The following is a 23,977-nucleotide window of genomic DNA, read 5'->3' as shown; positions in this document are numbered from 1 at the left end:
AAAACTTATATTCATTTACAAGTGCAGTCAGTCATCGTATAACTAATTATTTTATATCCTTTACTACGTAAAAAACGGATACCCATGTTTTTTTCTATTTTGTCTGAGGCGATAATATGAACATCATTTTTAGGTAAGTCATTATAATTTCGCTTCAAGTAAGCCATAGGTACGTTAACAGCATTTTTATAAGGTAACTTATGCGAAACATTATAATCCCTAATGTCTACTAATGTAAATTTTTCTTGATGGTTATCGTGTCGCTTTACATCTACACATCGTACACCGATTATAGGGAAATATCTTGTGTAAAATAAATAAGTTAAGCTAATCAGTATAATTATTAAGAGATAATCCAATCATCATCCCCCTCACTCTTATAAAATTATACTCATTCTATACCTGAGAGGGTATAATGTCAAGAGATTCACATTACGATTACAGTTTCTAGACTATTTCCTCAGGAACTGTTTTTTAGTTATCGTAATTTCTTCAAGGAACTTATAATTAATATCAAAACCAATCCCTGGGTTGTTCGGAACATCCACTTGTCCACGATTAACAGTAACTTCAGGAATAATGACATCTCGTTCCCAATACCTCGATGACGCTGAAATATCTCCAGGAATAGAAAAGTTTTCTAAAGAAGCTAAAGCTATATTATGTGCCCTCGATATCCCTGTTTCAAGCATGCCACCACACCACACAGGTATATTATTTGATTTACAAATATCATGAATCCGAATAGCTTCATATAAACCACCTACACGACCAATTTTAACATTCATAATTTGACAGCTGCCTAGCTCGATTGCTTTTCTAGCATCATCATATGATGTTATACTCTCATCCAAACAAATTGGTGTTTTGAGCACGCGTTGAGCCTTAGCATGGTCGATAATATCATCAGAGGCAAGGGGCTGCTCAATCATCATTAATTCATATTCATCTAAAGCCTTTAATCGATCTATGTCTGCTAGGTTGTAAGCTGAATTGGCGTCTACCATTAAAGGAATCTTAGGAAATTCTTTTTTAATCTCCTTAATAATTTCCACATCTTCATCAGGTGCAATTTTTATTTTTATTCTTCGGTACCCTTCTAACAATCTCCTTTCTATAGTTTTCAGCATGTTTTTCGTGCTATCCAACCCAACTACAACCCCAGCATCAACAGACATCTTCTTACCGCCAAGCAAGCTAGCTAGTGAAACATTTTGCCTTTTCGCAAATAAATCCCATACTGCTGTTTCCAAACCTGCTTTTGCCATTCGATTTCGTTTTACATTAGCTAACACACCAAATACTTCGGACGGATGTGTAATAGACTCTGCAAATAGCTTTGGAATTAAAAAATCTTCTAACATATGTAGCGACGTTTTAATCGTTTCCTCTGTATACCATGGTGAAGAGAACGCAACTACTTCTCCCCACCCAATAAAACCTTCACGATCTTTTATTTCAATTAATACTGATTCCCTATTTTGAACAGTTTCCAAGCTTGACACAAATGGGGATAATAACTTCATTTTAGTTACATGGAGCGTAATAGTATGTATATCCAGCTTCTCATTTCCCCCTCTATTTATCACACATGATAATTAATTTCTTATATACTCATATAGTTTCCTACGTAATAGTTTATTGCTTGCGTTTCTTGGCAGCTCCTGAACAAACACAATTTTATTAGGAACTTTATACTTTGCAAGCCTAGTCGAACAATATTGAATAAGCTCACTTTCTGAAACGTCTACATCATTCTTACATTTGATAAAAGCACATGGTACTTGTCCCCACGTTTTATCAAACACTCCTATTACTCCTGCTTCGTCAATATCTTGATGTGAAAGTAGGACGGATTCTATTTCTGCTGGATAGATATTTTCCCCACCAGATATAATGAGGTCAGATCGTCGATCGAGTACATACAAAAATCCATCATCATCAATATAGCCTATATCTCCTGTATAAAACCAATCGTTAATAATTGCTTTTCTAGTAATTTCTTCTTGAAATAAATAACCGCTTGTTACATTTGGACCTTTTACAACAATTTCACCAGTTTCATTTGCTGCAACTATGTCTCCGTCTTTCTCAATTCGTACTTGAGCAGGGAATAATGGTTTTCCCGCCGACCCGACCTTGTTGAGGCTATCTTCAGGTGTGAGTGTAACGATTTGCGATGCTGTTTCGGTCATACCATATGTTTGAAAAACCGGTATGGCTCTTTCCTTACACTTTTTAAGTAATGGTGTTGGCACAGGCCCACCACCTGTTAACATGCATCGAAAATAGGGAGGGTAAGAATGATCTTCTAGCTCATCTATCATTTTTTGAAGCATAACAGCTACGACAGAAACAATTGTTACCCCATCACGCATGATCGATTGATTTATTTGAGATGGAATAAACCGGTCATGAAGAATGACAGTCATTCCATATATAACACTCCTCATCAAAATTGATAATCCACTTATATGAAATATAGGAACCGCCAACAACCAACGATCCTTCTCATGTAAACCTAAATTCAAAGCAGAGCCAACAGCACTCCACCAATGATTACCGTATGTTTGAATAACACCTTTCGGTTTGCCAGTCGTTCCTGATGTATACATGATTGTATCGATTTCATGTAAAGGAAATTCTTCATTTAACGAAAATTCCGTTTCTTGTAAACGATCAAGTTGTTTCACACTTACTATATTCAATAAAGGATTTTCATTAGCTATCCCTTTAGAAATGTTAGAAAATGCATCCTCAGTAATAAAATAATCTACTCTAGCATCAACAATTTGCCATGCAATTTCTGCTTCAGTTAGCCGAGTATTAAGGAAAACAGTAATAGCACCAATATGTTTTAACGCATGGATGATTTCGATAAATTCTATACTATTATTCATTAATATTGCTACTGTATCATCCTTTTTCACACCAAAAGAGTGTAACTTTCTTGCCTTCGTTATAGCCCGTTCGTGTAAATTTAAAAATGTAATTTGCTCTTTATGATAAGTAACGGCAATACGGTTAGGAGTTAATTTAGCCCGTTGTAGTAAAAAGTTTGGAATGACTTGTTGCATACTCATGAAAACCACCTCACAAGATGTCCTTATAACGATAGTAAAACAGCTTGATGAAGTTACCCACCAAGCTGTCTTTTACACTTATCCTATTTATTATAAAGGACTAAAAATCTTATTTAATTGCTCAAATTAAGGAAAACGTGGAAACTGTTTAAAGTCAGGGCTACGTTTTTCTTTAAATGCGTCACGACCTTCTTTTGCCTCATCTGTCGTATAGTACAATAAAGTGGCATCTCCTGCAAATTGCTGGATGCCTGCTAAGCCATCAGTATCAGCATTAAATGCTGCTTTTAAGAAACGAAGAGCTGTTGGGCTTTTCTCTAGCATCTCTTCACACCACTGTACGGTTTCGTCTTCAAGTTGTTCTAGAGGAACAACAGTATTTACTAATCCCATATCCATCGCTTCTTGTGCACTATATTGTCGACATAAATACCATATTTCACGAGCTTTTTTATGTCCAACAATTCTAGCTAGGTAGCCAGATCCATAGCCAGCGTCAAAGCTACCGACTTTAGGCCCTGTTTGACCAAAAACAGCATTTTCTGCTGCAATTGTCAAATCACACACAACATGTAATACATGTCCTCCACCAATAGCATATCCAGATACCATCGCAACTACTGGCTTTGGAATGACACGAATTAAGCGCTGAAGGTCTAATACATTTAAACGAGGAATTTCATCTTCACCTACATAGCCTCCATGCCCTCGAACCTTTTGATCTCCTCCTGCACAAAACGCTTCATCACCTGCACCAGCTAAAACAATAACACCAATATTAGCATCGTCTCTAGCATATGCAAAAGCATCTATCAACTCCACTACAGTTTTTGGACGGAATGCATTGCGTACTTCAGGACGATTAATCGTTACCTTTGCAATGCCATTATAAGTCTCATATAAAATATCTTCGTACTTTCTCTCAGAAACCCACTCTCTTCCCACTTATGTAATCCCCCTTATATTTATGTAGTTTACGCTTACAAAAACTCATATACTATTTTACCAAAAATTCTTGGTTGTTCCACATGAATTGTATGACCAGCATGATTAATTGTCTCCCACTTAGCATGTGGTAATAATTTTACCATTTTTTTTGCGACATTGTGAAACTTTATATCATCCATACCTGTTATTAATAAGGTTCGATGAGGAAACGAAGATAATTTGTCCCACCATGATGGTTGCGCTCCTGTTCCAAATCCTCTAAGGCTATTAGCTAAGCCAATTGGATTGTTTTCCAGGCGTTGTTTACGAATCAACTCCTTGGTTTGAACAGGTAGTTGCTTCATATTATGAAAAAGTGGGAGGTTTGTCCATTTATCCACAAACCACTCCATTCCATATTGTTCGATCGCTTCAGCTAATTGTTCATCAGTCTTTTTTCTGAGTAGTCGTTCTTGTTCTTTTTCTAAGCCTGGTGAACTGCTCTCTAGTATTAGCTTATCTACTCGTTCAGGGTATAACATTGCTAGTGATAATGCAATTCTACCACCCATTGAATAGCCGAGAACATTCGTTTTTGTTATGTGAAAATTGTTTAGAAGTTGAACCAAATCTAACAAAATAGATTCCATATTGTATCTATTACTATCTATGGGTGATGCTGTATCTCCATGACCTATTATATCTATTAAATAAAGAGTTGACTTAGCTCCCCACATACGAATAAATGGTTGCCAACTCTTGATAGAGCCTGTAAAGCCATGTAACAGTATTAATGGTGGACCTTCCCCTACAATCTCAATATTGTAGAGCACATTATTTAACTCAATTTTCATGATCTACACCTAAAAAGGCATCAATTTCAGCGACTGCCATGTTCCATAAGGAGCGATGCATTTCAACATTCTTAGTTCTATCAGTTGTTAATTCAATAACGGATAATCCATCAGTGTGAATAGACTGTTGAACCTTTTCTCGAAAGTCGTTCCACTTAGTAACACGGTTAAATTCACCATCATACATATTAACAACATACTCATAATCAAGACCCAATGGTGTTCCAAATAAAGTCTCAAAATGATTTTGGTGTTGAGCCTGTGGTAAAAATGAAAAAATACCACCACCATCATTATTTATAACAATAATTGTCATATTAAGTTTGTGCATTTTCGCTGCCAACAATCCATTTAAATCATGATAGAATGACAGATCTCCAATGACAAGTACTAGAGGTGAGCATTTTATACTAGCACCGAGTGCCGTAGAAACAATCCCATCTATTCCGTTAGCTCCCCTGTTTGCCAATACTCTAATTGATTTATCATTTGTAAGAAAAAAGGAGTCTAAGTCTCTTATTGGCATACTATTTCCTACAAATAATGTAGTGTTATAAGGAAGTGTTTTTGTTAATTCAGAAAATACTTTCCCTTCAAACAAGTCCTCTTCATATTCTAAACCATTCCATATTGATTTTATCATCGCATTCATTTCTATCCACTGTGTTACCCAATGGGATTTATTATTAAGTTCTTTAATAACATCACTAAGCCCACTACAAAAATTCACTTCATCACAATGAATCATGTCTGAAGCAGATAAAGTTGGCTCTCTCCAGCCCCCTCCACCATCAATGACTATATGATCAATATGATCAAGCTGTTTTATGTATAATGTTAATGCTTTTGAAACTGGCATTTCACCAAATCGAATAATAACCTCAGGTTTATACAATTGAAGAATTTGTTTATTTCTTAAGATCGTATCATAACTATCAATAATTAGTTCTTTATTATGGTGACCACTTCTAAGTTGAGATAACGGATCAGCAAATATTGGATATTGTAATTTTTCAGCTAACTCTATTACCGCTTCAGCAAAGGAAGGATCATCTATGGCTCCACAAATAATTAGCCCTTTCTTCTTAGCTGCTATACGATCGTGAATACTGTCGTATTGATTTGTTGTTAAGCTAGGCGCACCTATTGTAACATTCACATAACTGCCTTGATCATGATGTTCAATTGCTTCCATTAATGGTACAAGTGGTTCTCTAAATGGAAAATTCAAATGAACAGGACCTTTTGGTGCTTGCATAGCTGTTCCTGATGCTCGACTTGCAAAGGTTCTTACATAATTAAGCATTTCAGGTGTATCTTCAGGTATTGCCATCTCAGCAAACCATTTCGTATACTCCCCAAATAATCCAATTTGATTTATAGCTTGTGGTGCACCGATATCACGTAATTCATGTGGTCGATCTGCTGTAAGTACGATTAAGGGAACTCTTGAATAATATGCCTCGACAATGGCAGGCATATAATTAGCAGCTGCTGTTCCTGATGTACATAATATGGCTACTGGCTTTCTTTTCGACTTAGCTATACCTAAAGCAAAAAAAGCGGCTGAGCGCTCATCAATGTTTACATAAACATTCATCATTGGGTGCTCAGCCATTATCATAGCCATAGGTGTGGAACGAGATCCAGGACTAATCACAACATCTGTGACATTGACTTTTATTAATTCATCTACAAAAGCCAACACAAAAGCAGTTAAAGAATTATTATTATTCATTTTCTTCATGACTCATACCCCCTATTGCTGAGAGCATAGGCTTCAGTTTTAATTTAGTTTCTTCATATTCACTTTGTGGATCGGAATCAGCTACAATCCCACAACCAGCGAATAGCGAAGCTTCCTGTCCCTGAAAAAGAGCTGATCGAATAGCTACTGCAAATTCTCCACTATTATTAGCGTCAACCCAGCCGATAGGAGCTGCATACCATCCTCTATCTAATTGTTCAACTTCTCTTATTTTCTTAATAGCTTTATCTGTTGGAAACCCTCCCAATGCAGGGGTTGGGTGAAGCTTTTCCACCATAGATAAAAACGAAATATGATCTTTTACTGTACATATAACAGGTGTATATAAATGCTGAATATGACGCATTTTAAGCAATGTTGGGTGACTAGGAGCTTCTATTGTATTACAGAAGTTTAACATTGCTTTTTTGATCATTTGGACGACAAGCTCATGTTCATGTAAATTCTTTTTATCACATAATAAGGAATTACCAAGCATTTTATCCTCGTTCAATGTTTTCCCTCTTTTGATAGAGCCTGCTAAACATGTAGATAATACCTTACTATTTTCTTTTTTTATTAATCTTTCGGGAGAGGCACCAATAAAACAATCTTCACCACTTTCGAAAGCAAATATATAACTCATAGGCTGCTCAGCTCGAAGATTATTTAGTACAGACGTCACGTTTACTTTACTGTCAAAATGAAGTCTTGTCTCCCTTGCTAACACAACTTTATCTAGCTCACCTTGTTTAATATCTTGTGTTACATTGTCAACAGAATCTATCCAAAGTTCAGGTTCAATTTCAGTTTGACGATATGAATGTTTCCATTTATCATTAGGCTGCCAAGACCATTCTGATTGTAGAATATGTTCCATTTTATTTTCCAAATCCTTCAATATTTCTATAGGATCAGATGAGTGTTGACAAATGATATTAGAAGTTATCCAAGCATCCCCTTTATTTATCGTGAGCATGAGCTCTGGCAATATAAATTTCGCAGGGGGATATTTACCCCATAAAGAAGTTGATTGTTTTAATGGATCAAAGGAAAAACCACCTAACAGAATGGGCCCAGTCCCAAACGGACAAGTTTGTTCTTGCTTAACACAATTAGTTAAAAAGCGTTCCCATTCTTTTTCAACAGTCTCAAATCTATGCTCTTGGGCTACTATTGAAAATACGGTACCTAGCCCGACTAAAATGATTTCATCACTAGGGTCTGTCCAAAAAAAGCGTTCTCCTTCATAGGATTGTTTCGCAGCCTCATAAAATAACAGGGGATCTTTATATGGAGTTTTTTTTACTATACTTGTTAGTATAGGCTTTGTATGTTTTTTCGATCTACTAATTCCTTGTAATAGTTGTTCATACGCAGCAGTTTGTTGTACTGCAACCACAATAATCCCCCCGAATGATGAAACGTTATTCTTATATATAATAAATGCTTAATTCTCTTTCTACTTTAACAAACACACATTTTAAGATACACTTAGTCATATACACTGTCAATATTGGTAATTTCTAAGATATATCCGCTACATTTCTTCATACTTCATATCAAATTTTCTATACGAATCCATTCATTATTATATTACTCTTTTTAAAATAAGAAAACTAAAATGACATACAATTTTCTTTACCTAAAAGTTAACAGCAAAAGTATTTGTCAAAATCCCCTAAAATGATTGACAGGGTCTTACCCTTTTTCTACACTTAATTTGTATTCATAATTTTTTATAGCTCTTTTCGTTAAAATTGTTGCTATTTTACTAAAGCATAGCTAGATGAGGTCTTTTAAAGTTGGAACTTTTTAAAAGCTAACACATCCTCGTTGTATTCGTGCTTTAATTTATAAACAACAATCGATATGAAAACAGCCTTTTTTATGTTAAATTTCTCTTTAAGAGGGGAGGAGAAATTATGGAATCACAAATAAATATGAAACAAAAATCCATAATGCCCAAACAAAATAAAGGATGGAAGGTGTGGTGGAATTTAACAAGGCCACATACACTTACTGCTGCCTTCGTCCCTGTATTTATCGGTACAGCACTTGCTTTAGAGCAAACCCAGATAAATACGCCGCTATTTCTAGTCATGTTAATTGCTTGTATACTCATTCAAGCAGCAACAAATATGATTAATGAATATTTCGATTTTAAACGGGGATTGGACAATGAAGAGTCAGTCGGAATTGGAGGAGCAATAGTAAGAGATGGAGTAAAGCCAAAGACTGTCCTAATAGCCGCTTTTCTTTTGTTTGCTATTGCAACATTTTTAGGTATATATATATGCTTGAATAGTAGCTGGTGGTTAGCACTTATAGGGACAATTTGTATGCTAGCTGGATATTATTATACAGGCGGACCTATCCCGATTGCGTACACACCTTTTGGAGAAATAGTTGCTGGCACATTTATGGGGCTAATTATCATATTACTTTCCTATTTTATTCAAACTGATACGGTTTCAATAGCAAGTATACTTGTATCTATACCCGTCTCAATATTAGTTGGAGCTATACTGCTTGCAAATAATATTCGTGACTTAGATGGTGATAAAGAAAATGGACGAAATACATTAGCTATTATTCTAGGTAGACCCAATGCAATAAAATTATTAGCTGGTATGTTTATCATCTCATATGGCTGGGTTGTTATCTTAGTGTTAGCTAATATTTCTTCACCATGGGTTTTGTTAGTATTGATAAGTATTCCAAGTGCAATTAAAGCTACAAAGGGCTTCGTTGGAAAAAACATTCCGATACAAATGATGCCCGCTATGAAGGCTACAGCCAAAACAAATACTCATTTTGGTTTTTTACTCTCACTTGGCTTACTATTAAGTTACTGGTTTTAAACACGGCTCATCGTCGTGTTTTTTTTGTGTTCACATCGATTAATGTTTTTTAGTAATGGTATGTTGATTATTAATATGTGAGGGAAACACCAGCTACGGTGTTTCCCTCAACATATTTCAATTTAAAAATCTTGTTAATTTCAGGTTTGTCATAATCCAAAATCCAATTATTATACCTGTTATACATACCTCTTATTGTTTCAGGTGAAGTTGCCAATAAATCACAACCTCTGTCATCGTAAACATGATAGATCGTTTTCTTGTCTATATTTATGAAATAAACCCTATGATAAATACTTGGTTTTATTCCTAAATCATGATTGCATAATGCCATTAACAAACGTTTGTATTTAAATTCTGTAGATTTACACTTTAGAGTAAATCTATGTGTTCTATATGTTCCTTGTTCATCAACTTCAGGAAAAATATAGGGTATTATTTGGTGCTTTAAAGTATACAATAACGACTTCTCAACATAGGGTGAAAAGTTTGTTAATACACGCTTAATGTTTTTACCTTGATTAAAATCATTTACATCCATCACTACAAATATATCGTCCGTAGAAGAATGTAGAGCTTCAAATAATGTAATTGCTCTTTGATAGCACCCTAATACATATGGATTATTTGGATAATCATAGTCCTTTTTCCAGTCTACCCCAAGTTCAAACCGTATGCCAGTATCCCAACTATAAAACAAAGGTGGTCTTAGCTCTAAATTAGGGAATGTTTCCTGCATAAAATCGTTTAATGTCATTCCAACACCTCATAAAATTAATCTGCAAATAAGACAATTTTTAATTATTTTTTTCCGCAATAAGTAAACAATAAGAAAAGTAGAGCCTACTAGGTTAGTCTCGCCAAGCATTTAAGGCATAATCATTTGAATGAGCTTTTGTTTTGAAATGGTATGGCGAAGGAACCTAAAGAGGCTACGATGTTGAGCTAGACATAATAATGCGTAAGTGCCCTGTTATCACCCATGCAGGCTGCTCAATTAAGCGCTACAGGCCAACCACTCGACGCGTTTGACACTTGAGCTAGACATTGAATAATATGCCTTGGATATCAAAGCAGGCACTGTCGTTTCGATTATTGACTATACAGGAAGGAGACTAGCTATGCTAACAAAAGACCAATCTTCAGCCTTCCGTTCAAGTTTGATTACTACTAGAAACCAACTTAAGTCCCAACTAGAAGCAAATAATCATTTTAACCTGAAGCTTTCTGACGCACATGATTCGGTTGGTGAATTATCAAGCTATGACAACCATCCAGGTGACTTAGGGACAGAGTTATATGAACGTGAAAAGGATATATCACTTTTAGAGCACGTTGAAAAAGAAATAACTGATATCGAAAATGCTCTTGATGCAATAGACAATGGAACATATGGCACTTGCATTGTTTGTGGAAAGGATATACCGATAGAACGTTTGCAAGCTCTGCCTACCGCATTACATTGCAAAGAACATAGTCCTGATCAGGCTGTATCTCACAACAGACCTATTGAAGAGGGAGTATTATTACCTCCATATGGGAAGTTTAATAATGATGATAAAGATGCTGTGAGTTTTGATGCTGAAGATTCATGGCAGGAAGTAGCACGTTTTGGTACTTCAGAATCACCATCTGATCTCGTTAATCCACCAGACCACTATAATGATATGTATATTGAATCGGATGAAAACTTAGGTTATGTAGAGGACTATGAGAACTTTGCGGGAACAGATATCGAAGGAAAAAATGTAAAGGTATACCCTAATATACAGCATGAGAAATATGAACAATTGTTAGACGAGGAAGGTATGATGACACCATTTGGTGATTTACTACCTTACGAGAAAAACCCGTACACAGAAGAATCTTTAGAAGATTCAGAATGATACAGATTGATTCGTATTCAAATAAAAAGCCATTTGTGAGTCGAAACAAGAATGGCTTTTTTTATGTAAATTAATTAAAAAATATGCTATATACCAATAGGAATAAAAAAATAACCTCTATAGAAAGAGGTCAATCAAAAGTAAGCAAATGTTATTGCTTTTCGACGTTTGAAGCTTGTGGGCCTCGAGCTCCTTCAACTACCTCAAAACTAACTTTTTCGCCTTCTTCTAAAGTTTTAAATCCATCTCCAGCAATTGCACTGTAATGTACAAATACATCTCCACCGCCATCCACTTCTATAAACCCATAACCCTTTTCTTTATCAAACCATTTTACTGTACCGTTTTGCATTAATCTTTTTCCTCCTAAATATACACTCAACTCGTGTAAAACAAGATTCCTACCGATTGCAAAAGATGGTGGTTAAAAAGAAAACTTGAAGATTGAGTAACAAATATAACTCACACTTCTTAAAAGTCTATTGTCAGCCTTACTTTCGCCCTTTTATAATCAATAGTAAGCTTACAATAGCATACCATCTGAACCTAAGTCAAACACGATAAAACACTGATATTCTACATGTTTCTAGCATATTTCCTAAGTGGTTTTTCTACAAAATGATGATCTTAAGTAAACCAATTTATACAACTATACATAATGTTACAAATCTCTTCACATTGCTACATTAATTCATCACTTTATATTTGATAAAATGAAACAATCTTATACAATAGACAGGGAGATTCATTATTTACATCGAATGTAATATACGTAATGATACAAAATTTATTGAGGTGATTATCGTGAACGCACATGAAATTGAATACAAATTATACGGAGACGACATGCAGTTTGTAGAAATTGAACTAGACCCTGGTGAAAGTACCATTGCAGAAGCAGGCGCAATGATGATGATGGAAGATAGAATTGAGATGGAAACAATTTTTGGGGATGGCTCAAAACGTGGTGGATCTGGATTGTTTGGTAAACTTATGGGTGCAGGAAAACGCGTTATTACTGGGGAAAGTTTATTTATGACTGTATTTACAAATGAAGGGAACGAGAAAAAACACGTTTCATTCGCCGCACCTTACCCTGGTAAAATTATTCCTATTGACTTAAGTGATTTAGATGGGAAAGTAATTTGTCAAAAAGATGCTTTTTTATGTGCTGCTAAAGGGGTATCTGTTGGCGTTGAATTCCAGCGTAAGCTTGGTGCAGGATTCTTTGGTGGCGAAGGCTTTATTATGCAAAAACTAGAGGGAGATGGAATGGCATTCTTACATGCTGGTGGTACAATTCATCGTCGTGAGCTTCAGCCTGGCGAGATGTTACGTATTGATACTGGCTGTTTAGTTGCCATGACAAAAGAAGTAGATTATGATATTGAATTTGTTGGAAAAGTAAAAACAGCTTTTTTTGGTGGTGAAGGCTTATTCTTTGCTACTGTCAGAGGTCCAGGTACAGTATGGGTACAATCATTGCCATTTAGTCGCTTGGCTGATCGTATTTTTGCAAGTGCCCCTCAAACTCCAGGTAAAACAACAGGAGAAGGTAGCATTTTGGGCGGTTTAGGTAACTTCCTTGACGGAGATAACTAATAAGCACAATCTGTCAAAATTATAAAAATATCAAGGTGACTCGGCAAGCCATCATACTTTAGCGCTTGCCAGTCATCCAAGTCACATTAAATATACTCCTTTCTTATACTTTAAATCTGCTAATCCTCTCTGTTAATTCTTCACTTGACTCTAATAAATCTTCTGATACTTTTGTAACCGAATTAAATGCTATTGATTGCTCATCAGTTGAAGCACTCACTTCTTCACAAGCAGCAACAGCCTGTTGTGACATTGCCGCAATATTCTCAATTGATTGCGAAACTTCTTGTCGATGATTATGAATATTCGTCATATCTTCTTGCACATCATCTATTGAGCTCTTTAATTGGTCTACAATTGTTGAAATCGTATTAAACGCTTGTTCAGTATCATTCACAACTAGGGCTTGTTCTTTATAATATCTTTTTGTATTTGCCATTTCATGTACCGTTCGCTTTGATTCTGATTGAATACTTTGTATTGTTCTACGAACCTGATCAGTAGCAACAGTTGATTGCTCAGCTAATTTTCGAACCTCGTTTGCTACTACAGCAAATCCTTTACCGTGCTCCCCAGCTCTAGCAGCTTCAATACTTGCATTCAAAGACAATAAATTTGTTTGTTCAGAAAAATCATTAATCGTCTTCATGACAGATTCAATTTCCGCTATTTTCTTCTCTAAATGAACGATAATTTCATCAACTGTATTAAAATTCTCTTCAGTCTTTGAAAATATGCTTTTTAATTCCTCAATCTTCTCAAACCCATTTTCATTTGCTTTCTCGGCATCTACGGATAGTAATGACATCTTATCAGTAAGAGTTGTAACATTTTTTATTTGAGTAGATAGTACACTAATTAATTGATTGGATTTCTCTATATCCTCCGCTGATCGTGATGCTCCAAGTGCAATTTCATTTATCGCTTTGGCAATTTCTTCACTTGAAGCATTTGTTTCTTCTGAGACAGCACTTAACCCTTGAACCGATTCAAATACATGGTTGTTAGATTGTTCAATAGCTAAGATTAAATGGCGCATATTTTTCACCATATCGTTAAAGTGAATAGTCAAATCACCTATTTCATCTCTTGTTTTTTGTTTTGTCTTAACAGTTAAATCTCCAGCAGCTACCTTCATTACATCTTTCTTCAAATGTATGATTGGGTTTAATATGCGACTCGTAACAACATAAACGATAATTAATGATAAAACTACAGCTGTTAATGAAATAATCATAATCCAACTACGTAATTTATTGGAACTGGCCATTAAATCTTTATATGTATAAGACGTCCCAAGTTTCCAACCCGTTTGATCAACAGTTTCAAATGCAAGTACCTTCTCCTCACCGTTGAAATTATAATGGAAAAAGCCCTGTTCATTTTCTCCATACATCTTGCCTATAAATTCAAGATTAGATAAGTTGTTCCCTCTCTCTGTCGGGTGCACAATGGCATTTTTATTTTTATCAAGTATAAAAGGATAACCGTTATTCGTTAGATCAATATTCTGCATCACTGATTCTAATTGTTCAAGCTTAAGATCAGCAGCAATGACCCCTTTAAACTCGTTGTCAATTATCATTGCTTTTGACACTGTTACTACTAATTCACCGTCTTCACTAATATAAGGTTCTGTCCATATGGCCTTATCCTTGGTTTGCTCTGCTAACGTATACCAAGGTCTATCAAACACGGTAAAGTTTTCACCTAATTCCACGGGTGGCTGAATTTTCAGTGTGTCATTTCTAGCAGCCACATAAATTAAATACGCATCGGAATAAAGATCTAAGTAATTATTAAATCTGTCCAGAATAATAGGGTCTAATTCCTTAATGTCACTTTCATTGGCAGATAACATAGCTAATACATATGCTTCAAAGTCTTTTTCTCTACTAATCTCTTCAATGCTAATCGCATATTTCTCAACAAATGAATCTACGTAATTATTTATTTGCTCGACAAGGTTTTCAGCCTGTATTTTGACGTCTTTTTCAATTTGTTGCTCCGTTTGATATTGCAAAAACAAAGCAACAAATAATAACGTACCTATCATTAATAGCATAAATAACACTAGAAGCTTCCTCTTAATTGATGTAAACAATCGCTAATTCACCATCCTGCTGTATAATTTTTGGTTTTTTTCCACACCTTTCAAAGTTTAACATAATTCACAAAGTACACAAGCATAAAATTACACTATACCCATAGAAATAATGTATTTAACCTATGTAAGCTTTAACTTCGGATAAGCAGGTGCAAAATTAATCCCACCTAATTGCAAAACCCCACCTTAAGAGGCGGGGTCTGAACTCTGTAAATAAAAAAAAGAGAGTGGCCTATCAAATGATCGTTCGCCACTCTCTATATGAACAAGTAAATATTAGATCAGTTTTTTTCTAATAAACCAGCAGTTATTTTCCAAACGTTGTCTGCATATTGTTGTATTGTTCTATCGCTAGAAAAGTAGCCAGAATGTGCAATATTTATAGCACTCTTTTTTAACCATTCATCCCTAATTTGATAGGAAATTCCTATCTTCTCTTGTGTACAAACATAAGAATCAAAGTCTCGAAGAACAAAATAATGGTCATTTTGTATAAGTAAAGAGTCATAAATGACCTCGAACTCATCTAACACATGTGGAAAAAAGCCATTTATTAATTGATTAATTATTTGTTTAATTCGTTCGTCATGATGGTAGTATTCAGTAGATTGATAGCCTCCATGTTCATAGTATTGGATGACTTCGTTTGCCGAAAGGCCAAATGTAAACATATTTTCTTGACCAATCCGCTCATTCATTTCTACATTAGCTCCATCAAGTGTCCCAATAGTAATAGCACCATTCATCATAAATTTCATATTTCCTGTTCCAGAGGCTTCCTTACTCGCCGTCGATATTTGTTCACTAACATCTGTAGCAGGAAAGATCTCTTCAGCCAGTGATACCTTATAGTTTTCTAAAAAAACTACTTTTATTATGTCGTTTATATCCGAATCATTATTCACAATGTCGGCAACTGAATTAATTAATTTAATTATTTTTTTTGCATAAAAATATCCTGGTGATGCTTTAGCACCAAAAATAAAAGTTCTTGGGAAGACCATGAAACTTCTATCTTCTTTTAGCCTGTTATATAAGTACATAATATGCAGTACATTTAACAATTGTCTTTTATATGCATGAAGCCTCTTAACTTGGACATCAAATATAGAATGTGTATCAACGACAAGACCAGTTTGATCCTTTATCCTGCGTGCTAGTATTTTTTTTCTCTCTTGCTTCACATGATACAACTGTTCCTGAAAGATTGAGTTCTCACAATATTTTTGGACTTCAATTAGTTTTTCAGGTGATGAAATCCATGAATCTCCTATTGTTTCATTTAATAGCATTGTCAATTGAGGGTTTGCCTTTAATAACCATCTTCTATGCGCTATGCCATTTGTTTTGTTATTAAATTTATCAGTAAAAACATCATGAAATAACTTCATTTCTCGCTTCTTTAAAATTTCAGAATGCAATTTTGCTACTCCATTTACACTATGACTGCCTACGATAGCAAGATGTGCCATCTTTACAACATCATGAGCAATAATAGCCATACGTTCAATTCGTTCCCAGTCATTAGGATACCTTTGCCACAAGTCTCTACAAAATCGCTCGTTAATTTCTTCAACAATCATATAAATTCTCGGAAGAAGCGGTTGAAAAATGTCAATTGGCCATTTCTCAAGTGCTTCTGTTAATGTAGTATGATTCGTATATGAAATTGTATTTGTTGTTATATTCCACGCTTCATCCCAGTTCATACGCTCCTCATCAAGTAGAATCCTCATTAATTCAGGAATAGCTAATACAGGATGAGTATCGTTAATATGAATAGAAATATGTTCGTGAAAATCTCTTAAACTACTGTGATTAAGCTTATATGAACGAACAATACTTTGCAGACTAGAAGATACTAGAAAGTACTGCTGTTTTAACCTTAGTAGCTTTCCTTCAACATGTGTATCATCTGGATATAAAAATTCTGAAATTGCTTCAGTTTCACTTTTATAATCCATCATATTTTTACGAACTGCATGAGGAGAAACTTCCGCGCTCCAAATTCTAAGGGTATTAACTGAATGTAAGCCGTAACCTATAATTGGTGTATCGTATGGTACAGCCATCACTATTTCCGTTTCAACATGTCGAAATGATAAATAATTATTTTTATTAGTTGTTTCAACCTCACCCCAAAAACGGACCTCTACTGCTTCATCTGGTCTTCGAACCTCCCACACATTACCATGTCGCAACCATTGTTCAGGTAGTTCTACTTGATATCCATCAACTATTTTTTGATCAAACAACCCATGCTTATATCTAATACCGAATCCATGTCCCGGAAGATTTAAAGAAGCTAATGAATCTAGAAAACATGCTGCAAGACGTCCTAATCCTCCGTTACCTAGTCCTGCATCTGCTTCACTTTCCTCTATTTCAGCTAAACTAATACCAAGTTCCGCTAATCCCTCATCAACAACTTCTCTAATTTCTAAATTAATTAAATTATTACCAAGCAATCTTCCTAGTAAAAATTCAATTGATAAATAATACACCTGTTTATTTTCATTCAGGCGGTTCCTTTCATTAGTTTCGATCCATTTGGTGCTTATATGTTCTCTTACCATGTTTCCTAGCGTAAAATATTGATCGCGTATAGTTGAATAACGAAATCCCTTCCCATATATGGTCTCATATTTTTTGATAAATGCTTCTTTGAACGTCTCTTTGTTAGAGAACACGATTACCACTCCGAGTCATCAAATCAGCATATAGCTGATTGTATTTAAAAGCCGATTGTGCCCAACTAAAATCACGACCCATCACTTCTATAATCAACTTATTCCACAAATCAGTTTTATGATAATAGGATAATGCTCTCTTAATTGTATACAACATATCGTGAGCATTATAATTCGTAAATGTAAAGCCATTTCCTGTCATTGTCTCTTCAATAAATGATTCAACCGTATCGTTTAAGCCACCTGTTTCTCTTACAATAGGAATAACTCCATATCTCATTGCTATTAATTGACCTAATCCACACGGTTCAAATAAGGAAGGCATGAGGAATAGGTCTGCTCCTGCATATATCATCCTGGCTAACTCTTCGTGAAAACCGATGTATGCTTTACACTTATCTGGATAATGATTTACCATTTCATTAAAGAATGACTCATATTGATGATCTCCAGACCCAATGACAATTAATTGTATATCTTCTTGCATAAGTTCATGGAAAATATTTATAAGTAAATCAATCCCTTTTTGTTGGGTTAACCTTGTTACCATTGCGATAACTGGTGTTTTTTTTCTAACAGGTAATGAAAAATGTTCTTGTAGATGTTGTTTATTCAATACTTTTGAATCTATAGAGGTTCTATCGAAATTCTTAGTAATATATGGATCATTTTTGGGATCATACGATTGATCATCTATGCCATTTAATATTCCAACGAGCGACTGTTTTCTATCTCTAAGAACTCCATCTAATTTCTCACCATAATAAGGTGTCTGAACTTCATGTTTGTATGTGGGACTTACCGTTGTAACAACATTTGAGGTAACTATACCTGCTTTCATAAAGTTTACATTCCCATAAAACTCCAGGCTAGTTGATGCAAATGATTGTTCATTTAAACCAAATAATTCTGGTAAAATTTCTTTCGGATAAACGCCTTGATACTGAAGATTATGAATAGTGAAAACAGTCTTTATTTTCTCGTAAAAGGGCACTTTACTATATTTTTCTTTTAACAAATAACTAATCATTCCAGTATGCCAATCATGAGCATGTATGACATCTGGCTTAAAGTCTAAGATGGGTAACGATGCTAATACCGCCTGGCAAAAAAATGAAAAACGTTCACCATCATCATAATGACCATATAAGATAAAATCACGTTTGAAATAATATTCATTATCGATAAAATAAAATGTGACTCCATCTTGCTCTAATGACTCAATTCCACAATACTGCTGTCTCCAACCGACTTGAACAGTTATATTCGCTTCTTTTTTCATTTTTTCTCTATACTGGACAGGAATCGTTCCGTATTTTGGTAAGATCACTCTAATATCTGTACCGAGTTGTTTAAGTTCTTTCGGTAACGCTCCTGCTACATCACCTAGTCCGCCTGTTTTTGCAAATGGTACACATTCTGAAACAGCAAATAAAACTTTCATGTATTCATCAACGCTCCTTGAATTGTTCCCTTTGGAACTATATATGGTGTCGTGTAATCACCTGTAAGTATGACATTATTTTCTACTTTAACATCTTTATCTAAAATGACACCGTTTAATACACAATTTTCACCTATTTGACTCTTTTGCATAATAATACTGTCTTTTACTACTGTCCCTTTACTTATGTTAACCGAGCGAAAGATGATACTATTTTCAACTTCACCTTCAATTTTACATCCATTTGCAATAAATGAATTTTTTATCCTCGAGCCATTCATATATTTTGTAGGGGGTTCATCTTTCACCTTAGTATAAATTGGATTAATTTGGTTAAATAACTCTTTCCATACTTGAGGTTTTAATAGTTCTAGACTATGTGTATAGTAATCTTTTATGGTGTTTATTTTTGCAACATATCCCTCATATTCGTATCTACATATTTGTAAATGATGTGAAGGATCTAATACCACGTCTTGAATCGTCGTATATCCAAACTTTTCATAGTTAGTGATTAAGTCAAACAATAGAGAAAAATTAAAGATGTACATACCCATAGGTTTGCCGTTATGTGCAATTTCAGTAATATCACACTGTGATTCTATATGTTGTTGTAAAATAGCTTGATAGTCAATATTACAAACTGTAAAACAATTTGAGATTAATACGTATTGCTGTTTGCTACGAAGAAAATAATCGATGTTGTTCTTATACTGCCGGAAAACATTGAATTCCTCACTCTGTGAATCTACCGCAGAAGGAAAAAAGAATAATCCATCCCTTTTACGATTTAAATCCCACTGCTTGCCATATTCAATATGATCCATAAGTGAACGATATTGATCTTTCGGAAAAATAGCGACACTAGTAATTCCAGAGTTCACCATATTGGAAAGTACAAAATCAATTAATCTATATCTCCCAGCAAATGGGATTGCTGCTACTGAGCGATTGATAGTTAGTTGTTGTATAGAGTCAAAGCTTTGTGTTGCATCAATGATCCCAAGCATCGTTTGATTCATTTATTCGCCATCCTTTCCTTGTTCATTTATGAACAAACATATGTGAAATAAGTAATATAATTTTCATATGTTCTTATAATGCAAATTATTCCTCACTAACCAAAATGATTTCATCACTTTCGTCCTTTTTACGTATAATCATGTCATCACATATATTAACACCTGAAGAAATAATGGCGTTATCTATATAAGCATTTTTCCCAATAGTTGCTCCAGGCATAATTACAGCATTTTTCACAACTGCTCCCTCCATAATATGTACACCTTGGAAGAGAACAGATTGATCAATCTCTCCTTCTACGATACACCCTTCACATACAATGGACTCTCTTATGTCTCCAGTTGGGGCTATATATTGTGGAGGATGATTAGGATTAACTGAGTAAATTCGCCATGAATGATCATATATATTTAAATCTGTATCATTGTGTAATAAATCCATATTGGCTTCCCATAAACTATTAACAGTACCCACATCTTTCCAATACCCTTGAAAAGGATAAGCGACTAATTTTTTTTGTTCACCGAGTAATAAAGGAATAATATCTTTGCCAAAATCATGCGTTGATTCAGGGTTAAGTTCATCTCTTTCTAATACATCAAGTAAAATAGATGTCTTAAAAATATAAATTCCCATTGAAGCAAGGTTATTTTTAGGATTCGTTGGTTTCTCTTCAAAATCAGTAATATTCATGGTTTCGTCGGTATTCATAATGCCAAAGCGACTCGTTTCTTCCCACGGAACTTCGATGACAGAAATAGATACGTCTGCCTGTTTTTGAATGTGGTAATCAAGCATATACGCATAATCCATTTTATAAATATGATCTCCAGACAAAATCAGTACATATTCAGGGTTATACTGTTTAATGTAATTAATATTTTGATATATTGCTGAGGCTGTCCCCGTATACCATTTCATTCCTGCCTCCGCAATGTACGGAGGTAATAGTGTTACGCCACCATTTTTACGATCAAGATCCCAAGCACTGCCTATACCAATATAATCATGTAATTCTAATGGCTGATATTGAGTAAGAATTCCAACAGTATCAATTCCTGAATTTGTACAATTACTTAACGCAAAGTCAATAATTCGATATTTACCTCCGAATGGCACTGCTGGTTTTGCTATCTCTTTTGTTAATGACCGTAGTCGGCTACCTTTTCCTCCTGCTAAGATCATTGCTATGCATTTTTTTTTGCCCATCAGTTTACTTCTTCTCCTTTCTTTTTTTAATAGGACGTATAATCGATATCCCTAATGGAGGAATTGTAACTGCTAAGTGATATGGCTTCCCATGATATGTGCCTTTGTTACTAATTATTTTTTTGCTATTTCTATTTCCAGCACCTCCAAAATCCAATTCGTCACTATTTAGAATTTCCCGATACTCACCTTTGCTCGGAACACCAACTATATAATCATGGTAAACTGTAGCAGTGAAATTACATACGATAATTAAAAAGTCCTGTTCATTTTTTCCTTTTCTAATAAATGAAAATATTGATTGCTCATGATTGTTTACATCAATCCATTCGAAACCGTCATGAGTATCATCCATTTCATATAAAGCTTTATTTCTTTTATAAATTTTAAGTAACTCTTTAACATATGCATGAAGTTTTTGATGCATGACAAAATCTTGCAAGTTCCAATCTAATTGTTCTTGATCTTTCCATTCATCAAATTGTCCAAATTCTCCACCCATAAATAACAATTTCTTACCAGGATGTGCTATTAAATAGCCGTATAAAAGGCGAAGCTGGGCAAATTTCTGCCAATAGTCACCAGGCATTTTATTTAACAGTGATTTCTTACCATGAACAACCTCGTCATGCGATAGTGGTAATACAAATTTCTCTGAAAATGCATATAGAAGTGAGAAAGTTACTTTATCATGTAAATATTGACGGTCAATGAACTCAGCCTTCATGTAAGTCAAGATATCATTCATCCAACCCATATTCCATTTGTAACTAAATCCTAAACCTCCTGCTGATACACTTCCTGTTACTTGAGGGAAGTCAGTCGAATCCTCCGCAATTACTAACGTTTCAGGTGCATAAAAGGAAATAACTTCATTAATTTTTTGTAAAAATGATATGGCTCCTTTATTAAGATGTTGATGTCCATCTGTACTAGGCCAATAAATCATATTAGCTACAGCATCAACTCTAAAACCATCAATATGAAAATGCTCAATCCAAAAAAGTGCATTCGAAATTAGAAAGCTTTGAACTTCAGGCTTGCCTAGATCAAAGTTAGCAGTTCCCCAAACTGGATTTTCTCGATCTTGTGAATTTTCATATTCATATGTCGGCTGCCCATCAAACATATATAGCCCATGATTATCCTTGCAGAAATGACCTGGAACCCAATCTAAAATAACGCCAATTCCTTGTTGATGGCATAGATCTATAAACTTCATTAACTCATGTGGAGATCCATATCTACTCGTAGCTGAAAAATAACCTACTCCTTGATAACCCCAAGAAATGTCCAATGGATGTTCAATAAGTGGTAATAGTTCTATGTGTGTATAGCCATTTTCTACAACATACGGAATTAACAACTCCGCCAATTCACTATATGAATAATGGCTCCCATCAGCTTTTGTTTTCCAAGACCCAAAATGTAACTCATAAATAAAAACAGGTTTAGATTGTACGTTCTTTTGTTTTCGATTTTGCCATTTTTTATCTTTCCACTTATAGGAACTCATATTATAAACAATTGACCCTGTTTGAGGACGTTCTTCAGAGTAAAATGCATAGGGATCTGATTTTAGTATTTTTTGATTAGACGGTGTGACAATTTCATACTTGTAAATCTCACCCGCTAAATTAACAGGCATAAAAAGATGCCATACTCCCTCATCATTTATTTTCTCAAGCTCAAAGTTTTTTCCATTCCAATCATTAAAAGTCCCTACTACACTTACACTCTGAGCATGTGGCGCCCAAACACAAAATCGTGTTCCCTCAATGACGTCACCCTTTTGACAAATATGTGCACCGAATAGCATATGACTTTGGAATAAAGAGCCCTCATGAAATAAATGCAAATCAAAATCTGTTGGAGGCGCGCTTACTGTCAATGTATTTCCCCTCTTTTCAAAATATAGTTTTCATTAATATTAATTATTCACGAATAAAATAATAATTCCTTTTAAAATGATTCGTATTTTTACTACATCATTCTACATAATATGTCATAAAAGCTCATATCATAGTTAAAAAACGAATAATGTAAGCGCATACAATTAGAATGTTCATTTGAAATAAAAGGTTATTTAATTTATTCGGTATATTTTTAAAAACGCAATTACATTTTCATATGAAGAATAACTTTACAATATTATTTATCTTTGAGGGTTAATAATTACACTGAGAATGCTCACGTTGTAAAAGTAATCAAATTATCTATTCGTTTCGGAGTTACTTTCGTCCTAACCATTCATATAGTTCAAACACTATGATTCCGTAAATTAAGTACTTCGAATAAACAGTATGAATCTACCTTATGGAATGAACAAAAGGGAACTACTGTGAAGAGGAGTAAAAAAAATGACAAAGTAAAACTTGCTAAGCAAACCAATTAATCAATCCGCCCTTCATATTTTATTTTTGTCATTCCAAACACAACACAAAAAAGACACTGCACAATGTGCAATGTCTAAATGGATGACCCGTACGGGATTCGAACCCGTGTTACCGCCGTGAAAGGGCGGTGTCTTAACCACTTGAC

At 34.7% G+C, this 23,977-nt stretch carries 18 protein-coding genes; 3 read left to right on the top strand and 15 right to left on the bottom strand.

Going from position 1 to position 23,977, the window contains the following annotated elements; translation table 11 throughout:
• Positions 1 to 11 precede the first annotated feature (11 nt).
• From SLH48_RS00090 to SLH48_RS00060, 7 genes are all read right to left on the bottom strand, one after another.
• Entirely contained in the window at positions 12 to 359 is a 348-nt protein-coding gene (locus SLH48_RS00090) for a sulfurtransferase (RefSeq protein ID WP_320256595.1), read from the bottom strand.
• Positions 360 to 452: 93 nt separating this feature from the next.
• Positions 453 to 1,562, bottom strand: coding sequence for an o-succinylbenzoate synthase (menC, locus tag SLH48_RS00085; RefSeq protein ID WP_410629437.1), 1,110 nt, complete (start codon positions 1,560 to 1,562; stop codon positions 453 to 455).
• Between the two features lie 36 nt (positions 1,563 to 1,598).
• Positions 1,599 to 3,077, bottom strand: coding sequence for an o-succinylbenzoate--CoA ligase (locus tag SLH48_RS00080; RefSeq protein WP_320257132.1), 1,479 nt, complete (start codon positions 3,075 to 3,077; stop codon positions 1,599 to 1,601).
• A 132-nt stretch (positions 3,078 to 3,209) separates the two neighbouring features.
• Positions 3,210 to 4,028: a 1,4-dihydroxy-2-naphthoyl-CoA synthase gene (gene menB, locus SLH48_RS00075; protein WP_214483738.1), complete on the bottom strand. Its 819-nt coding sequence runs from the start codon at positions 4,026 to 4,028 to the stop codon at positions 3,210 to 3,212.
• Between the two features lie 35 nt (positions 4,029 to 4,063).
• Entirely contained in the window at positions 4,064 to 4,864 is an 801-nt protein-coding gene (gene menH / locus SLH48_RS00070; protein WP_320256593.1) for a 2-succinyl-6-hydroxy-2,4-cyclohexadiene-1-carboxylate synthase, read from the bottom strand.
• A complete protein-coding gene (gene menD, locus SLH48_RS00065) occupies positions 4,854 to 6,602 on the bottom strand; it encodes a 2-succinyl-5-enolpyruvyl-6-hydroxy-3-cyclohexene-1-carboxylic-acid synthase (RefSeq protein ID WP_320257131.1) in 1,749 nt (582 codons plus the stop codon). Before menD ends, menH begins: the two co-directional genes overlap by 11 nt.
• The gene (locus SLH48_RS00060; RefSeq protein ID WP_214483740.1) at positions 6,595 to 8,013 is read right to left on the bottom strand and encodes an isochorismate synthase MenF; all 1,419 of its coding nucleotides are present in this window, start codon (positions 8,011 to 8,013) and stop codon (positions 6,595 to 6,597) included. Before SLH48_RS00060 ends, menD begins: the two co-directional genes overlap by 8 nt.
• 523 nt (positions 8,014 to 8,536) lie before the next feature.
• Here SLH48_RS00060 and SLH48_RS00055 point away from each other — a divergent pair.
• The gene (locus tag SLH48_RS00055; protein WP_320256592.1) at positions 8,537 to 9,475 is read left to right on the top strand and encodes a 1,4-dihydroxy-2-naphthoate polyprenyltransferase; all 939 of its coding nucleotides are present in this window, start codon (positions 8,537 to 8,539) and stop codon (positions 9,473 to 9,475) included.
• Positions 9,476 to 9,545: 70 nt separating this feature from the next.
• Here the strand turns inward: SLH48_RS00055 and SLH48_RS00050 are convergent, their stop codons facing one another.
• Positions 9,546 to 10,232 carry a DUF3885 domain-containing protein gene (locus SLH48_RS00050; protein WP_320256591.1) on the bottom strand — a complete coding sequence of 229 codons (687 nt, stop codon included), beginning with the start codon at positions 10,230 to 10,232 and terminating at the stop codon, positions 9,546 to 9,548.
• A gap of 364 nt (positions 10,233 to 10,596) precedes the next feature.
• Between SLH48_RS00050 and SLH48_RS00045 the strand changes: the two genes are divergently transcribed.
• The gene (locus SLH48_RS00045) at positions 10,597 to 11,361 is read left to right on the top strand and encodes a yteA family sporulation protein (protein WP_320257130.1); all 765 of its coding nucleotides are present in this window, start codon (positions 10,597 to 10,599) and stop codon (positions 11,359 to 11,361) included.
• 151 nt (positions 11,362 to 11,512) lie between these two features.
• Here the strand turns inward: SLH48_RS00045 and SLH48_RS00040 are convergent, their stop codons facing one another.
• On the bottom strand, positions 11,513 to 11,713 hold the full coding sequence (locus SLH48_RS00040; protein WP_214483743.1) for a cold-shock protein: 201 nt from the start codon (positions 11,711 to 11,713) through the stop codon (positions 11,513 to 11,515).
• 452 nt (positions 11,714 to 12,165) lie between these two features.
• Between SLH48_RS00040 and SLH48_RS00035 the strand changes: the two genes are divergently transcribed.
• Positions 12,166 to 12,963, top strand: coding sequence for a TIGR00266 family protein (locus SLH48_RS00035; protein ID WP_214483744.1), 798 nt, complete (start codon positions 12,166 to 12,168; stop codon positions 12,961 to 12,963).
• Positions 12,964 to 13,066: 103 nt separating this feature from the next.
• Here the strand turns inward: SLH48_RS00035 and SLH48_RS00030 are convergent, their stop codons facing one another.
• From SLH48_RS00030 to glgB, 6 genes are all read right to left on the bottom strand, one after another.
• Positions 13,067 to 15,067: a methyl-accepting chemotaxis protein gene (locus tag SLH48_RS00030; protein ID WP_320256590.1), complete on the bottom strand. Its 2,001-nt coding sequence runs from the start codon at positions 15,065 to 15,067 to the stop codon at positions 13,067 to 13,069.
• Positions 15,068 to 15,351: 284 nt separating this feature from the next.
• Positions 15,352 to 17,760 (bottom strand): glycogen/starch/alpha-glucan phosphorylase, encoded by a 2,409-nt coding sequence (locus SLH48_RS00025; RefSeq protein WP_320256589.1) that lies wholly within the window; start codon positions 17,758 to 17,760, stop codon positions 15,352 to 15,354.
• Complete coding sequence (gene glgA / locus SLH48_RS00020) at positions 17,750 to 19,204, bottom strand: glycogen synthase GlgA (RefSeq protein ID WP_320256588.1); 1,455 nt, start codon at positions 19,202 to 19,204, stop codon at positions 17,750 to 17,752. The genes SLH48_RS00025 and glgA overlap by 11 nt, the downstream gene beginning before the upstream one ends.
• The gene (locus SLH48_RS00015; protein WP_320256587.1) at positions 19,201 to 20,226 is read right to left on the bottom strand and encodes a sugar phosphate nucleotidyltransferase; all 1,026 of its coding nucleotides are present in this window, start codon (positions 20,224 to 20,226) and stop codon (positions 19,201 to 19,203) included. Before SLH48_RS00015 ends, glgA begins: the two co-directional genes overlap by 4 nt.
• 85 nt (positions 20,227 to 20,311) lie before the next feature.
• Positions 20,312 to 21,436 carry a glucose-1-phosphate adenylyltransferase gene (locus SLH48_RS00010; RefSeq protein WP_320256586.1) on the bottom strand — a complete coding sequence of 375 codons (1,125 nt, stop codon included), beginning with the start codon at positions 21,434 to 21,436 and terminating at the stop codon, positions 20,312 to 20,314.
• Between the two features lie 4 nt (positions 21,437 to 21,440).
• The gene (gene glgB / locus SLH48_RS00005; RefSeq protein ID WP_413785381.1) at positions 21,441 to 23,255 is read right to left on the bottom strand and encodes a 1,4-alpha-glucan branching protein GlgB; all 1,815 of its coding nucleotides are present in this window, start codon (positions 23,253 to 23,255) and stop codon (positions 21,441 to 21,443) included.
• Positions 23,256 to 23,977 lie beyond the last annotated feature (722 nt).

Origin of the sequence: Cytobacillus sp. IB215316 (assembly GCF_033963865.1) — a bacterium.
In the GTDB taxonomy this organism is placed as follows: domain Bacteria; phylum Bacillota; class Bacilli; order Bacillales; family SM2101; genus Nanhaiella; species Nanhaiella sioensis.
Note: the sequence above shows the minus strand (reverse complement) of the source record. Positions and strands in the feature narration are given on the sequence as shown.